14 protein-coding genes are annotated in these 14,873 nt (G+C 57.8%); 11 read left to right on the plus strand and 3 right to left on the minus strand.

Features of this window, described 5'->3' with window-relative positions; translation table 11 throughout:
• Positions 1–22 precede the first annotated feature (22 nt).
• A complete protein-coding gene (locus tag ACK509_RS14765) occupies positions 23–541 on the minus strand; it encodes a hypothetical protein (protein WP_410767318.1) in 519 nt (172 codons plus the stop codon).
• Positions 542–846: 305 nt separating this feature from the next.
• Here ACK509_RS14765 and ACK509_RS14770 point away from each other — a divergent pair, with 305 nt between their 5' ends.
• The 8 genes from ACK509_RS14770 (at position 847) to ACK509_RS14805 (ending at position 10,760) form a co-directional block, all read left to right on the plus strand.
• A complete protein-coding gene (locus ACK509_RS14770) occupies positions 847–1,719 on the plus strand; it encodes a universal stress protein (RefSeq protein ID WP_410767319.1) in 873 nt (290 codons plus the stop codon).
• Positions 1,720–1,887: 168 nt separating this feature from the next.
• Positions 1,888–3,951, plus strand: a complete 2,064-nt coding sequence (locus tag ACK509_RS14775) for a hydantoinase/oxoprolinase family protein (RefSeq protein ID WP_410767320.1) — start codon at positions 1,888–1,890, stop codon at positions 3,949–3,951.
• Entirely contained in the window at positions 3,948–5,807 is a 1,860-nt protein-coding gene (locus tag ACK509_RS14780; protein WP_410767321.1) for a hydantoinase B/oxoprolinase family protein, read from the plus strand. The genes ACK509_RS14775 and ACK509_RS14780 overlap by 4 nt, the downstream gene beginning before the upstream one ends.
• Positions 5,808–5,863: 56 nt before the next feature.
• The gene (locus ACK509_RS14785) at positions 5,864–6,529 is read left to right on the plus strand and encodes an isochorismatase family protein (protein WP_410767322.1); all 666 of its coding nucleotides are present in this window, start codon (positions 5,864–5,866) and stop codon (positions 6,527–6,529) included.
• 80 nt (positions 6,530–6,609) lie between these two features.
• Positions 6,610–7,827 carry a CaiB/BaiF CoA transferase family protein gene (locus ACK509_RS14790; protein ID WP_410767323.1) on the plus strand — a complete coding sequence of 406 codons (1,218 nt, stop codon included), beginning with the start codon at positions 6,610–6,612 and terminating at the stop codon, positions 7,825–7,827.
• Positions 7,828–8,913, plus strand: a complete 1,086-nt coding sequence (locus ACK509_RS14795) for a LeuA family protein (RefSeq protein WP_410767324.1) — start codon at positions 7,828–7,830, stop codon at positions 8,911–8,913.
• A 140-nt stretch (positions 8,914–9,053) separates the two neighbouring features.
• Positions 9,054–10,025, plus strand: a complete 972-nt coding sequence (locus ACK509_RS14800) for an NAD(P)-dependent alcohol dehydrogenase (RefSeq protein WP_410767325.1) — start codon at positions 9,054–9,056, stop codon at positions 10,023–10,025.
• Positions 10,026–10,130: 105 nt separating this feature from the next.
• Positions 10,131–10,760: a helix-turn-helix domain-containing protein gene (locus tag ACK509_RS14805; protein ID WP_410767326.1), complete on the plus strand. Its 630-nt coding sequence runs from the start codon at positions 10,131–10,133 to the stop codon at positions 10,758–10,760.
• 115 nt (positions 10,761–10,875) lie between these two features.
• Here the strand turns inward: ACK509_RS14805 and ACK509_RS14810 are convergent, their stop codons facing one another.
• Positions 10,876–11,088, minus strand: a complete 213-nt coding sequence (locus ACK509_RS14810) for a hypothetical protein (RefSeq protein ID WP_410767327.1) — start codon at positions 11,086–11,088, stop codon at positions 10,876–10,878.
• Between the two features lie 337 nt (positions 11,089–11,425).
• Here ACK509_RS14810 and ACK509_RS14815 point away from each other — a divergent pair, with 337 nt between their 5' ends.
• The 3 genes from ACK509_RS14815 (at position 11,426) to ACK509_RS14825 (ending at position 13,763) form a co-directional block, all read left to right on the plus strand.
• Positions 11,426–11,746: a hypothetical protein gene (locus ACK509_RS14815; RefSeq protein WP_410767328.1), complete on the plus strand. Its 321-nt coding sequence runs from the start codon at positions 11,426–11,428 to the stop codon at positions 11,744–11,746.
• The gene (locus ACK509_RS14820) at positions 11,736–12,677 is read left to right on the plus strand and encodes a formate/nitrite transporter family protein (protein ID WP_410767329.1); all 942 of its coding nucleotides are present in this window, start codon (positions 11,736–11,738) and stop codon (positions 12,675–12,677) included. The genes ACK509_RS14815 and ACK509_RS14820 overlap by 11 nt, the downstream gene beginning before the upstream one ends.
• A 126-nt stretch (positions 12,678–12,803) precedes the next feature.
• Complete coding sequence (locus tag ACK509_RS14825; protein WP_410767330.1) at positions 12,804–13,763, plus strand: DNA polymerase beta superfamily protein; 960 nt, start codon at positions 12,804–12,806, stop codon at positions 13,761–13,763.
• Positions 13,764–13,876: 113 nt separating this feature from the next.
• Here ACK509_RS14825 and ACK509_RS14830 read toward each other — a convergent pair whose 3' ends face one another.
• Positions 13,877–14,854 carry an AIR synthase family protein gene (locus tag ACK509_RS14830; protein WP_410767331.1) on the minus strand — a complete coding sequence of 326 codons (978 nt, stop codon included), beginning with the start codon at positions 14,852–14,854 and terminating at the stop codon, positions 13,877–13,879.
• Between the last annotated feature and the right edge of the window lie 19 nt (positions 14,855–14,873).

Raw genomic sequence — 14,873 nt, forward strand, 5'->3', positions numbered from 1 at the left:
CACACCCGAATCCGACGCGCGTTCAGCGACCGAAGTGTGCGTCGCGTTCGATGACGGTGTACCCCTGCGCGATGAGCGCATCGTCACGGTAACGCTCTGCGACGACCTGTTGCGGTATGCGTCGCAACCCGAAGCGTCGTTCTGAGGCATATTCGACATCGATTCGAGTCTGGTCGTCGGTCTCACGAATCGTCGCCGTGTACGTCGCCCACGGGTGGTCGTTAACCGTGATATCCAACTCGATTCGCTGTTCACCAGTCAGTGTAGTCTCCGTTTCTGTGCGGACGGTTACGTCTACCGAGCGGAGGCCGAATAGATACGAGACACGATACGTAACTGCACCAGCTTCCTGCTCGATTTCGTCCGCGATTCCCCATTGAAATGCAAGAACCGGCGGTGTTGGTCCGGTGAACGAATCGATGACAGCAGTCGAGTCGAGGTCTGTTTGAAGCCGAACCGTTCCGTACGACTGAATCAAGGGAGCGCGTGCGACGACGACCAAGAGTGCAGCGACGACGATGGAGGGTAACAGAGAGGTCACAAGATACGTTCCAAGAAATACAGACACGGCTATCACGACGACAAGGCCATTCAGTAGTCGTTCACGACTGAGATACCGTTGTGCAACGGCGTGTGCCTCTCGTGGACGTTCGAGAGTGTTTGTGGAGGGCATCGAGCGAGATTCCGGACGGTGAACAAATAGCTCTATTGGAGACAGGTGCGTCCGTCGTCGCTCGAAAACGGCCCATCAACCATCGAACACGGGAATCGAACGAGAAGTCGCCCGAACTCAAAATCTGAGAAGCGGGTGTCCCTATTTTGTGTATTTAGCGACAAGTATGGTCTATGATAGACCGTATCCTCTTCCCAACGGACGGGAGCGACGGCGCGACGACGGTACTCGAACATGCAATCGAGATGGCCGACGTCCACGATGCAGCGCTTGAACTACTGCACGTCGTCCCAGACGGGACCGGTCGAACGGGAGATGAGACCGAGGAAGATTCTCGACTGACAGAGGGAGAACGCTTCGTGGCCGATGCCGAATCGAGAGCAAAAGGGTCTGGTATCGAAACAGTGGCCGAAGTGCAACGTGGAGAGCCGTATGAGGCGATTGTCGACTACGCATTAGCCCACGAAGCAGACCTCATCGTGATGCCGACACACGGTCGGAAGGGCTTGCGGCGACTCCTCCTCGGAAGTACGACAGAGCGTGTCGTGCGACGTTCAGACGTTCCTGTTCTTACGGTTCGTCCAGATGAAGTGGAATCGCTCGTATACCCGTACGAACAAATTCTCACGCCGACCGATGGAAGTTCGTGTGCCAACGTGGCGGTTCACTTCGGAGGTGAACTAGCCAAATCGACGGGAGCAAATCTCCAAATCCTCTCGGTCGTGAACCTCGCCGCCTTTGGGGCCGATATTCGCGGTCCGATGCTCGTCGAGCAGTTCGAAGAGCAAGCCGAGACGGCAGTCAGCAAAGCGAGTACCATTGCGTCGGAGGTTGGGGTCGAAGAAGTCACCGAGACGACCGTCCACGATATCTCGGTTTTCACGGGAATTCAATCGTACATCGACGACAACGATATCGACGTGGTCGTTCTCGGCACGCACGGCCACACCGGATTGGACCGGTACATGCTCGGGAGTGTCGCCGAGAAACTGCTCCGCTCGTCACCGGTTCCGGTACTGACCGTCCGAGGACCGAAAGAAGAGTGATATCCGAGGGCAGTCACACGAGTCGAGGAATCGTTTGAATCGGCGGTTCTACCCGCTCGAAGACGAAGTTCAGAACTCTCTAGAGGTATTGAATTTTCAATATATACGCCCCACATATGTGGGGAGAATCCTTAGCAATACTGCACGAGTCATGACTGTTGTTAACGTATGACTCATAACCTCGGTGTCGACGTCGGTGGGACGTTTACCGACGTCATCGTCTTCGACGACGACTCACACGAACTAACGATAGACAAGGTGCTATCGACACCAGCAAATCCATCGGAAGGAGTGCTCACAGGAATCAAAGAAGCGACGAACAAGGCTGGGACATCGGTCGCCGACCTCTCACTTTTGTTCCACGGAACGACCGTCGTGACCAACATGCTGCTCGAAGAAACGGGGTCCCGTGTCGGTCTCATCACGACCGCCGGTCACGAAGATATTTTACACCTCGCACGAGCGTGGACACCCGGTCCACTCTATGGATGGATGGGCATGGAGAAACCAGACCCACTCGCCGACCTCGTCGATACACGAGGTATCGCAGGTCGAATCTCGTCACCCGACGGTTCCGAAATCGACACACTGGACGAAGAACAAATTCGACGAAAGGTCGCAGAGTTGTACGACTCCGGTGTCGAATCGCTCACGATTGCGTTGCTCAACTCCTATCTGAACCCGACGCACGAAGAGGCAGTTCGGGATATCGTCGCCCAAGAGTATCCGGACCTTCCGGTCTCTATCTCCTCGGAAATCGTCCCCGAGTACGGCGAGTACGAGCGGACCCTGACGACGGTCATCAACGACTACGCCCGCCCGAAAGTCATCTCGTATCTCGACGACCTCGACGCCTCACTCCAGGACGCTGGTTCGACAGCGACGATGAACGTCGTCAGGTCGGACGGTGGGCTGATGAGTTCGGCAGCGGCCAAACAGCGGCCTGTCGACCTCGCACTTTCTGGACCTTCTGGTGGCGTCGTCGGCGCGGCAACGATTGCGAACAAGAAGGGCGTCCCCGACGTACTCACACTGGATATGGGTGGGACTTCGACCGACGTGTCGCTCGTCGAAGACGGAACGCCAGAATCGACACGCGAGACAAAAGTCGGTTACCGCGAGTTCAAAGCGCGCGGCGTCGACGTGAACACGGTCGGCGCAGGTGGCGGTTCGATTGCCCGTGTCCAACTCTCTGGGGCACTCCAAGTCGGCCCTGAAAGCTCCGGGGCTGACCCGGGTCCTGCCTGTTATGGTCGCGGCGGGACCGAGCCAACAGTTACCGATGCGAACGTCGTGTTGGGTCGGATTCCTCCGTCAGTCCAGCTCGGTGGACGGATGGAACTCGACCACGATGCCGCCCACGAAGCGGTATCGACCATCGCCGAAGAGCGAGGGTCGTCCGTGGAGGAGGCCGCGCAGGCGATTATCGACATCGTCAACGAGAACATGCACGGCGCACTGCGCGTCGTCTCGGTCGAACGCGGCTACGACCCACGTGAGTTCGGACTCGTCGCATTCGGCGGGGCTGGCCCGATGCACGCGAACGCGCTCGCCGACGTGATGGACACGTACCCACTCATCATCCCACCGGGACCGGGCGTGATGAGCGCGTTCGGGTTCCTGACGAGCGACGTTCAAAACGAGTTCTCAGAGACGTATCTGCAAACCGACCAAGACGTAGAGGGGAGCGACGTCGCCGACACACTCGGAGAGATTCGGTCCGAAGCCGCAGAGTGGCTCGACTCCGAAGGCGTCGACGGCGCAAACCAGACGTTCGACTACTTCGCAGACTGCCGCTACTACCGCCAAGACATCCAGATGTCGATTCCGGTCGATATCGACAACCTTCAGCGAGAGACCGGGTTGGCAGAGATTAAAGACGACTTCGAGGAACGTCACGAGAATCGCTTCGGGTTCTCTCTCGAAGCGCCGCTCGAAATCGCAAATCTCCGCGTCGTCGGACGGGGTGAAATCGAGGGCGTCCAACTGGTCGCCCAAGACCTCGGCGGTGAAGACGCGAGTAATGCAAAGACTGGCTCTCAACAGGTCTTCTTCGACGATGCCTACCACGACACGCCAATCTACGACCGAAGCGAGTTGCGGCCCGGAAATCGGTTCGAGGGACCTGCAATCGTCGTCGAAGACGACTCGACGGTCGTAATCCAACCGAATCACGAAGCACGCATCGACGAGTACGAAAACATCGAAATCACCCGGAGTGAGACCCAATGAGCAATACAACCGAGACACCGGACTTCGTCGGCGAACACGACGTCGACGCGACGACGCTCGATATCATCGAGAGTACGTTGTCGAACGCCCGATACGAGATGGACCGTGTCCTCGAAACGACCGCAATCAGCCCCGTCATCCGCGAGCAGTCCGACCAGTTCCCACTCATCGCAGACGCGAAAGGACGGATGGTCATGGGACAGTTCGGGAGTGCAATCGACACGATTATCGAGAACTCACCGTTCGACTGGGACGACCTGAACCCGGGCGACGTCATCGCGACGAATGACCCCTACATGTGCGCAGGCGCACTCTCCCACACACCGGACATGCTCTTGCTCCGGCCAATCTTCTACGACGACCACCTCGTCGGCTTTTCGAGCCAATGGGGCAACCTGATGGACGTCGGTGGGAAGACGCCGGGAAGTATGCCGGTGACGGCGCGAACCATCTTCGAAGAAGGTGTGAGACTCCCACCCGTCAAACTCTACAAACAGGGGGAACTCGACTCGGAACTCCTCGAAACGTTCGCGCACAACACGAGATTACCTGAACACGCCGAAGCCGACATCAAAGCTCTCGCCGCAGGGACCAAAGCCGCCGAGACGCGCGTCCAAGAACTCTGTGACCGATTCGGTCGGGAGACCTACGTCGAAGCGACCGAGGCAATCTTGGACCGGACGCGCGACGGGATGATAAACCTCATCCGCGAGTTCATCCCCGAGGGCGAACGCTACACGTTCGAAGACTACGCCGACGACGACGGCCTCGGAAATGGACCCATCAAGCTCCATCTCGAAATCTACCGCGAGGGCGACACCGTCTACCTCGATTGGGAAGGGACCGACGACCAGGTTCCGGGGACGGTCAACTTCCTTCTCAACGAGAAGATGTTCAAGATGTTCGTCGGCGTCTTTCTCATCATGGCGTTCGACCCGCTGTTGACGTTCAACGACGGGTACTACGACCTCTTCGAGGTGAACCTGCCTGAAGGAAGCGTCATCCAACCCGAGTATCCCGCCGCACTCGGGAATCGACTCCCGCTCATGGCACGCCAGTTCGACGTGCTGCAGGCGACGTTCTCGAAACTCATCGACGGGTTCAGCGTCGCCGGAAGTTACGGTACGTCGCCCAACCTCGTCTATGCGGGCGTCGATTCGGACGGCAACCCGTTCCAGATGCTCGAAATTCTCTACGGCGGCATCCCAGCACGCCCGGGTGGCGATGGACTCGACGGTCACTCGTGGTGGCCGCTGTTCCGAACCGTCCCCGCAGAGTACCAAGAGGCGTACTATCCGCTCACCATTAGCGAGTACAGCACCCGAATCGATACGGGTGGACCGGGCGAATTCCGTGGTGGACACGGGATTACGAAAGTGTACACGTTCGAAGAGGACGGTTCGATTACGTTCCAAGACGACCGGGCACACACCTACCCGTGGGGTGTCGATGGCGGGAAACACGGTAAGACGAGCGAGAAAATCCTCATCCGGACGGACGGCTCTGAGGAACACATCCCATCGAAAGCAGAGAACGTCCCCGTGAGTGCAGGTGACAAATTCGTCTTCCGAACCGCTGCCGGAGGCGGACTCGGTGACCCACTCGACCGGGACACCGACGTCGTCGCGATGGAGGTTCGGCGTGGACTCATCTCGGAGACAGCGGCCCGAGACGAGTACGGTGTTGTCCTCGACGACAGTGGCGACGTCGCCACCGCGGAGACCGAAACTAAACGGAGCGAACTGCGCGACCAGCGAGACGAACTCCCCGAATTCGACTACGGCCCGCTTCCCGACTACGAGACGTTGGCCGAACAGATAGCCGCAGAGCGCCGCGAATTCGACAATCGCGACTGACCAGTGTCCAGCACAGAACACTCCACCACCACGACCACCACCCCCGACGAATCATCATGACCGATTGGCTCGACGAAACAGCGGCCACGTACGCCGAACGCGACTTTGGAGACGATGTCGGGTTCGGAACCCGGCCCGCGCTGGTCGTCATCGACATGATTGCCGCATTCACCGACCCCGAATCGAACCTCGGGATGGACGCGACCCACATCTTGGATGCGACCGAGCGACTGCTGGACGCATTCCGTCAGTACGACCTCCCGAGATACTTCACGACGGTTGCCTTCGAGGAGTCGTACGGCGACGCTGGGTTGTTCATCGAGAAAGTCCCTGCACTCGAAGAACTCCGACTTGGTACCGACCGCGTCAGTGTAGACAGCCAACTCGCACCGCGAACCGAGGAACGGGTCATCCTCAAGAAGTACGCGAGTGCGTTCTTCGGAACGGACTTCCAGACCGAGTTGACGACGAACCGTGTCGATACGCTCGTCCTCGCTGGGGTGACCACGAGTGGTTGCGTCCGTGCGACCGCAGTCGATAGTCTGCAACACGGCTATCGAACCATCGTCCCGGCCGATGCCGTCGGTGACCGAGCCAAAGGCCCACACGAAGCCAATCTGTTCGATATCGACGCGAAGTACGGCGACGTCGTCAGCACTGACGCCGTCCTCTCCCACCTGCACGACCAGTTCGGCACACCTTCCTCCACTGAAACTCCCTGAGAAATGCAATCGAAACACCTCACCTGCCACAGTAGAACCGTCACACAGACCACCACGGTGACCACGGAGTGGTTCACCGGATGACCGCACGCACCCGCCAAGGCCCGCTCGATGGACTCAGAGTAATCGATATGTCGGGGATGATTAGCGGTGCATTTGCGACGACGATGCTCGGTGACTTCGGTGCCGACGTCGTCATGATCGAACACCCGAAAGTCGGTGACCCTATCCGCGAATGGCCGCAGAAAGCGGACGACGGAACGTCGTTATCGTGGAAATCTCTGGGTCGAAACAAGCGCTGTATCACGCTCAATCTCAGCTCCGAGCGCGGCCAAGAAATCGCACTCGAACTGATTTCGGACGCTGACCTCGTCTTCGAGAACTTCCGCCCGGGAACGATGGAACGCTGGGGCCTCGGCCCGGACACCATCCACGACGTGAACGAACGGGCAATCGTCGTCCGTCTGTCGGGATACGGGCAGACCGGGCCAAAGTCCCACAAGCCAGGGTTCGGCACCATCGCCGAAGGAATTTCCGGGTGGGCGCACGCGAACGGGTTCCCCGACAGAGAGCCGCTCTTGCCACCGGTTAGCTTGGCCGACTTGACCGCGGCCCAGTTCGCACTGCAATCGTCGCTGATGGCGATATTCGAACGCGATATCGGACGCGGTGGCAGTGGTGAAGGGCAAGTCATCGACGTTTCGCTCACAGAACCACTGTGGAGACTGTTCTTCGGCGAAGTCGAAGCGTACGACCGACAGGGCCACATCCGTGAACGAACCGGAAACCGCCACCCGAACACCGCACCGCGGAACATCTATGAGACCGCAGACGGGTACATGACGATGTCGGCATCGAATCAGAAGATATTCGAACGCGTCGCAAACGCCATCGACAAACCCGAACTCATCGACGACGACCGCTTCGAGACGAACGCCACACGCGTCGAACACGCCGATGCACTGGACGAAGAGATTGCTGCGTGGACTCGAGAGCGAACCACCGAAGAGGCAATCGAGATATTAGAGGCGAACGACGCAATCGTCGGCCCAGTCTACGATATGGCTGATGTCTTCGCGGACGAGCAGTTTCGGGCACGAGACGCAATCGTCGAAATCGACGACGACGACATCGGTCCGACGAAGACGTTCGCTCCCGTTCCGAAATTCTCGCGGACGCCGGGTGAAGTCGAGTTCCTCGGTCCAAAACACGGCGAACACAACGTCGAGGTCTACGGAGGAGAACTCGGCTTCTCCGACGAGAAGATAGCAACGCTCGAAGCAGACGGGGTTATCTGAATGCGATTGAGCGACGTGACCCTCCGAGAGGGCGACCAGATGCCCGGGCGTGAGTTCACGGCCGAGCAGAAGATACGGGCCGTCCGAGAGTTGGACAGCCTCGGCGTTCCGTACATCCAACCGGCGTTTCCGGCGACAGGGGAGAAAGACCAGACGGTCATCTCCGAGTTAGCGGGGACGACCGACGCGGAACTCATCGCCCTTGCACGGGCGATATCGAGCGACATCGACCTCGCTCTCGACGCGGGTGCCGACGTAGTCGAGGTATTTCTGTCCGTCTCAGGCAGGCATCTCGAATACCTCCTCGGCAAGTCCCGCGACGAGATGCAAACGATGCTCGTGGACGCAGTCGAGTACGTCACTGACCACGGCGGCACGCCGCACGTGACGCTCGCAGACGCCTTCCGAACGGACGTAGAGGATATCGTCGAACTCTTCGAGTTGCTCCCCAATGCACCAGTCATCACACTCGCTGACTCAGTCGGTGTTCGGACTCCCAGCAGTACTCGAACGTTCCTCACTCGGTTGGGCCGAGATGTCAACCTCGACCGAGTCGGCGTCCACTTCCACGACGACCTCGGGTGTGCGACAGCAAACACACTGACTGCGTACGAGATGGGTGTCGCCAAAGCAGACGTGAGTATCAACGGACTCGGTGAAAGAGCGGGAAACAGCGTTCTCGAAGAAGTCCTCGCCGCGTGTGCCGTCGACTTCGACGACGACCTTGGCATGCAGTCAGACGCACTGATTCCGACGTGTCGGCGCGTACTCGAAACCCTCGGTGAGCCATACAGCGACAGAAAGGCAATCCTCGGTTCGAAGATTGCCGAACACGAATCGGGAATTCACACCGCCGCGATGCTTGCCGACCCGGCGACACTCGAACCGTTCGACCCCGCACGCTTCGGTGGCGAACGCCACCTGTTGTTTGGCGCGCCGACAGGGACTAGTGCCGCACGACAACTTCTCGAACGGGCTGGTATCGAACCCGACGATGAGACGGTTGAAGCCTATCTCGAACTCCTCGCAGAGCGCGGGCCACTCGACCTCGAGTCGGCAGTTGCACTCGCAGAAACACAGTTCTAAGGACTTCTTCGGCGTCCTTGGCCACTGTTCGTTTGAGAACCATGAAGGGAAAATAGTCTCAACTTAGGCTCTCTCGACGCAAATCCTCTCTCGCGATGACAACGAGTATCGAAGAACAATCAGCTCAGAGCAGTACGCAAATGAGAGCTGTCGTGGCCACGAAATACGGCTCACTGGACGTCCTTCACGTTGCGGACGTGGCGAAGCCGGTACCCGACGACGACGAGGTCCTCATCCGAGTTCGTGCGACGATAGTGGGGCCGCCAGACTCGGCCGCTCGTGAAGGGTCTCCGTTCCTTATTCGATTCTTTAACGGCCTCAGACGACCAAATTCGATACCGGGAGACGTGTTCGCTGGCGAAATCGAGGCAGTCGGTCAGAACGTCACACGGTTCGTTTCCGGTGACGACGTGTTCGGAACTGCCGCTCCCGAAACCGGTTCACACGCTGAGTATCTCTGTCTCCCTGAAGATGGAGCCATCGCAGTGATGCCATCCAGTCTCAACTACAGCGAGGGCGCGGCAGTCTGTGACGGTGGGCTGACGGCGATTGAGTTTCTGAACGCTCATGGCCACCTCAAGGCGGGTGAATCAATCCTCGTCAACGGTGCGTCCGGCTCAGTCGGGACGGCCGCAGTACAGATTGCGAAAGAACTTGGCGCAACTGTCACCGGCGTCTGTAGCGCCGCAAACGTCGAGCTTGTACGTTCGCTCGGCGCTGAGACGGTTATCGACTACACGTCTACCGACTTCACGTCAACCGGCGCGACGTACGATGTTATCTTCGATGCCGTTGGGAAGCGCTCGTACACAGAGTGCAAGGGCTCACTCGACGCCGGTGGGCGGTATCTGACGACTGTCCTCTCGGTTGGGATTCTACTCCAGATGGTGTGGACCCGGCTCTTCGGTACCAAGCGGGCGATATTCGCAGCCACTGGACTCGCATCGAAGTCCACGAAACGTGAAAATCTCGGTGCGCTACGAGACCTCGTCGAAGCAGGTAGTTTACGACCGGTCATCGACCGGGAGTACTCACTCGACGACATCAGAGAGGCACACCGATACGTCGATGCCGGTCACAAGGCGGGCAGCGTCGTCGTCACGCCAGCCTAAGGAAACCCATTTCACCTCATTTCGAGACACAGTGACTTCCGACAAGGATGCAGTCACTACGCAGGTTCAATACGAACGCCGTGTATTGCTGACGTACAACATGGCATGTTCGAAGCAGAAATCCACCTCCAACAACACAAAGCCTGCATCCTGACCGACGTCGCATCGGAGTTCGACGTGACGTTCGAAATTGCAATCGAAGAGTTACACAACCACCAAGTCACGTTCGTCATCGAATTTTCGAACGCGAGCGACGCGATATTCGAGTTCATGCGGGGCTCGTCGCAGGTCAGCCGCGTAGAACGACTAACACAAGACAAGTACCTCGTCACGAAGGATTCCTGTGGCGCGTACGATGCAATCGATAGAAATCACGGAATCATTCGTCGGAAAAGTCAAATTTCACGCGAGCGCCGCGTGTACACCGTTCTCCTCTTCCGGCGGGAAGATTTGCGCGAGATGATAAAAGAGTTCAAACGCATCGGCCACCCCACGCTCGGGTCGATAAAGGAGTTCGACGCACCCTCGTCTGAACTCACGCCGCGCCAGCGCGAAGTCATCGGAATTGCCCTCGAACAGGGGTACTTCGAGTGGCCTCGACGCCATTCGGCCGAGGAAATCGCACGGTCGCTGGAAATCGACCACTCGACGTTTCTCGAACACGTCCGGAAAGCACAGCAAAAACTACTCTCAGAGGCGCTCTCGGAAGAACGAGCCTCAGTCGAGACGTCGTAGACACAGATGCCAGTTAGAATAAGTCAGTCGTACAGTGTTTCGGCTTACTTTCGGGCGGTATCGTCTCAGTGTTGAACTTCGAGAATCTGCTATCGTTCAATCGACGGAGGTCTCGTTAACACGCACAACCTGCGGAATCCGGCGACCGTTCGAACTCCATCTCATCACCACACACTGAGCAGGAAGGAACGCCATCACCCTCGAATTCGACGTCACGGATACGCTCTCCGCAGTCGTGACACCAATAGGCTCCCTTCGAGCGTTCACTGCCATCACTCGTCGCGGGAGATTGGCGGAGCGCGTCCTTGATGTCGCCGATGAGACTCATTATCCATCGTTTCTGGTTCTTCGTCATAAAACTAGTCGCGGGGTTTCACTGGTTTGAGTGCAATTTCTCGCTGCACGAGGTATGGAGTCGAAGCAATAAGAAATCAGAATTGCTCAAACAATGTGGGTAATTTGAATGATTATTTGAACCGAGTTGTCGAACAGAACGATTCAACAGAATAATGAAAGTGAGACTATTTTTGAATCAGCATCATTTGCATTGGTTATTTTAGCTAGTTTTTATGGACGTGTGTGGAGTTTAGTAGCCATGGACCACCATGTCGATACGACCATCGCCCACAAAGACGCCCACGCGACAGTCCCCATCGGATGAGACCATGACAGAGAATACATCGACGAGAGACAAGATGTGGACACTGGCATTCGGACTCCTGCTCGTCACGATACCGGCGATAACGCTCGTAACAGCCTACGCAGTGTTGACTGTGACCCAAAGTGCGGTTCTCGAGCAGTTGGAGCCCATCGAACTCGTCGAATGGTACGTCGTCGAACTGGTCGCATTCGGCCTGCTTAGCTACGCTCTCTATCGTCTCGCGCGATATGCGTGGACGAAACACGATGCGACAATCGAACAGACCGTACCAACCAGTGCTAAGGAGTCTCGAAGCGTCGAATCAGTTGAGAAGGATGGGAACTGATGAGTCTCCAAACCAGGCGTCGATAAACAGGTCTGAAAACAGTTCCAGGCCTGACAAAGCACGCAGCGGAGCGCCCGCTGCCGGAGAAGCAGTCGGTGACCGCTTCTCGACAGACGAAATCTTTCAACGAGTCGTCGCAACAGCCGACGAAGAAGTCGATTCAAGAACGATAAAGTTGTACTTGAGTGGCCTCGCCGCGGGGTTCGCGATAACGCTCACGTTCTTCCTGTACGCGACGACGAAAGCAGCGTTTCCGAACGATACGACAGGGTTGCTCGCTCCACTGCTCTACCCACTCGGGTTCGTCTACATCATCATGGGGCGATATCAACTCTACACGGAGAACACGCTGACACCGGTGACACTCGTACTGACTCGTGTTGCGAGCATCCCGTCACTACTCCGCGTTTGGGTGAGCGTCCTCGCAGGAAACCTCTCAGGCGCAATCGTCGGGACGTTTGTCCTCGCCAACACCGGTGTCTTCTCGCTCGCCGCGGCAGGCGCAGCGGTGACTATCGGTTTCGACGGGATCCAGACGCCGTGGTGGGACCTCGTGTTCAAAGCGATGTTCGCAGGCTGGCTCGTCGCCGGACTCGTGTGGCTCGAACACGCCGTTCGAGACTCCATCTCTCGGGTCGTACTCGTCTACCTCGTCATCTACGCGATTCCCGCGTCGGGGCTGTACCACATCGTCGTCAGTTCCGCCGACGTGTTCTACCTCGTCTTCACCGGGAACGTCGCGCTCGCGACTGGGTTGTGGGAGTTCGTCGTCCCAGTCTTGCTCGGCAACACCATCGGCGGTGTCTTCCTCGTCACCATCATCAACTACGGCCAAACTCAGAATCGATTCCCCGAGAGTGAAGGCCCACGAGAGCGACTGACGCTCTCGGATTGGCTGTTTAAACAGCGCGTCAGCAAGCCGAGAGAGTAAGCAAATCGTTGCGAGCGCACGAACTCGTGAGAGGGAACTCGGAGTACACTTATTAGACAACCAAACTGCATCTCGTACTGTGTTTGCTACTCGAACGCTTCGGAACACGGTTCACTCGATTCGCCCATGAGCGACGTTCACGATGCTGTCAACGACTTTCTCGACGAACTCGAAGGCGAGTACGCTGACCAACAGGGTGTCGAAATCACGTGTATCCTCGCCGTCTCGAGAGGGAGCCACGCGTGGGGACTGGATAGCCCAGAGAGCGATTACGACGTTGGGGTCGTCTACGTCCCTCGTGACTGCCGACACTATGCCCACCTCGGGAAACGTGAGTCGTCTATCAACCAAGAGTACGATGGAGACGTCGATATCGAAGTCCAAGGGTGGGACGTCACGAAATTCGCCGAACTGCTCTTGGAGTCGAACGAACAGGCTATCGACACGCTCCGAAGTCCTATCGTCTATCGTGAGTGTTTCGACCGACAATCGCTCTGGGAGTACATTCGAGCGTCGTACAATCCAATGGCGCTCTACCACACCTATCGAGCGGTCGCCAAGAACAACTATCGAAAGTACCTCTCACACCACCTCGTCGATGGGAAGAACGACACCTATCCAATCGTCCGCATCGACGACGACGGCAACTACCTCGTTCGGCATCGAGAAACGGGCGAAGATGAGTGGATAGCTCACGACGACGAACGATACTCCGAGACACAAGTAAGGCAAACGGTCAAGCGAAATCTCGTCGTCGCGAGCAACGCGATGTACGCCGATTACCTTCGAATCACGGGTGAACGAGGTGAACACACGCTCCCGAACGTCGATTTCCCAACGTTTCTCGACGAGCAAGCCCCCGACGTGTTCGACGAATCGTTGCTCGAAACCGTTCAGGAACTCGTCGAACTAAAACGAGCAGGAAGAGGAAGCGAAATCGTCGGTGACCTCATCGGCTACGACTTTGCTCACCGGCCAAAAGATATCGACCCAGCGGTTCACGCGAGACGAAGCCCAGATCCGAATCGCCTCAACGAGTTCATCGACATCATGTTCGAGGCCGCCGGAGAGGAGTCTCCCGAGTAACCTACCGAGACACCCACCATCCAGGGCAGTCAATAGGTGTTCGAATTCCTTCCTCCACACGATCCCGTCCCAGAAACCGTGACCAGAATGAAGGGAACAGACAGAAGCTCGAATTAGTCCCAGAGGTCGTACATGTCGTCTTTGACACCATCGACGTACTGCTGGCCGTCGTAGACGACGCCGACGTCTTCGTCAGTAGGAACTTCTTCGACCGTCGCAACGACCGTCGCCTCGATACCTTCCGACTCGAGAGCTTCGAGTGTGGACTCCGCTTCTGTACCCGGAACAGTTGCGAGTAATGCGCCCGACCCGAGAATCCGGAGAGGGTCAACACCCATCGACGCACAGAGAGTTCGCGTCTCGGAGCGAACAGGAACGTCTTCTTCTTCGAGTTCGATGCGAACCCCCGAAGCACAGGCGAGTTCGACCAGTCCGTTGAGGACACCGCCCTCTGTCGGGTCGTGCATCGCGGTTGCAACCGGAGCGAGAACAGCCGATTCGGGGAGGACGCTGATATCGTCGAAGAAATCCGTCGCGCGGTCGAGAGTCGAGTCGTCGATGCCGTCGGATTCGAGGTCGGCACGGAAATCCGTCGCGAGAACGGCGGTCCCTTCGAGACCCGCACCTTTCGTGAGAATCACCGCATCGCCCGGTTCTGCGCTCGAAGTCGGGATGTAGCGGTCAGTCGGACCCATGCAAGTGAGTGAAAGAAGTGGCCGTGAGAGACCGGCAACCGTCTCAGTGTGGCCGCCGACGATTGAGATTCCAAGTCGTTCGGCTTCGGCATCGAGTTGTGCGGTGATGTCGTCGAGGAGGCCGATATCGGGTTCGGGGAGGAGAATCGTACTGACCAGCCACTCGGGTCTGCCACCACAGGCCGCTACGTCGTTGCTGGCGATTGCGACACCGAGGGTTCCGATACGCTCTGCGGCGAGCGAGATGGGGTCGGTACTGATGACCATCGTCGTATCGTCAGTCCTGACGGCCGCGGCGTCCTCGCCGTAGCCAGCGCCGACGAGCAGACCGTCGTTAGAGGCACCCGTCCGCGAGAAGATGTAGCGGTCGAGGTCCGAGGGCGAGAGTTTGCTCATGAGTACGTTGAGGGAGAGG

Origin of the sequence: Haloferax sp. DFSO60 (assembly GCF_046557615.1) — an archaeon.
In the GTDB taxonomy this organism is placed as follows: Archaea; Halobacteriota; Halobacteria; order Halobacteriales; family Haloferacaceae; genus Haloferax.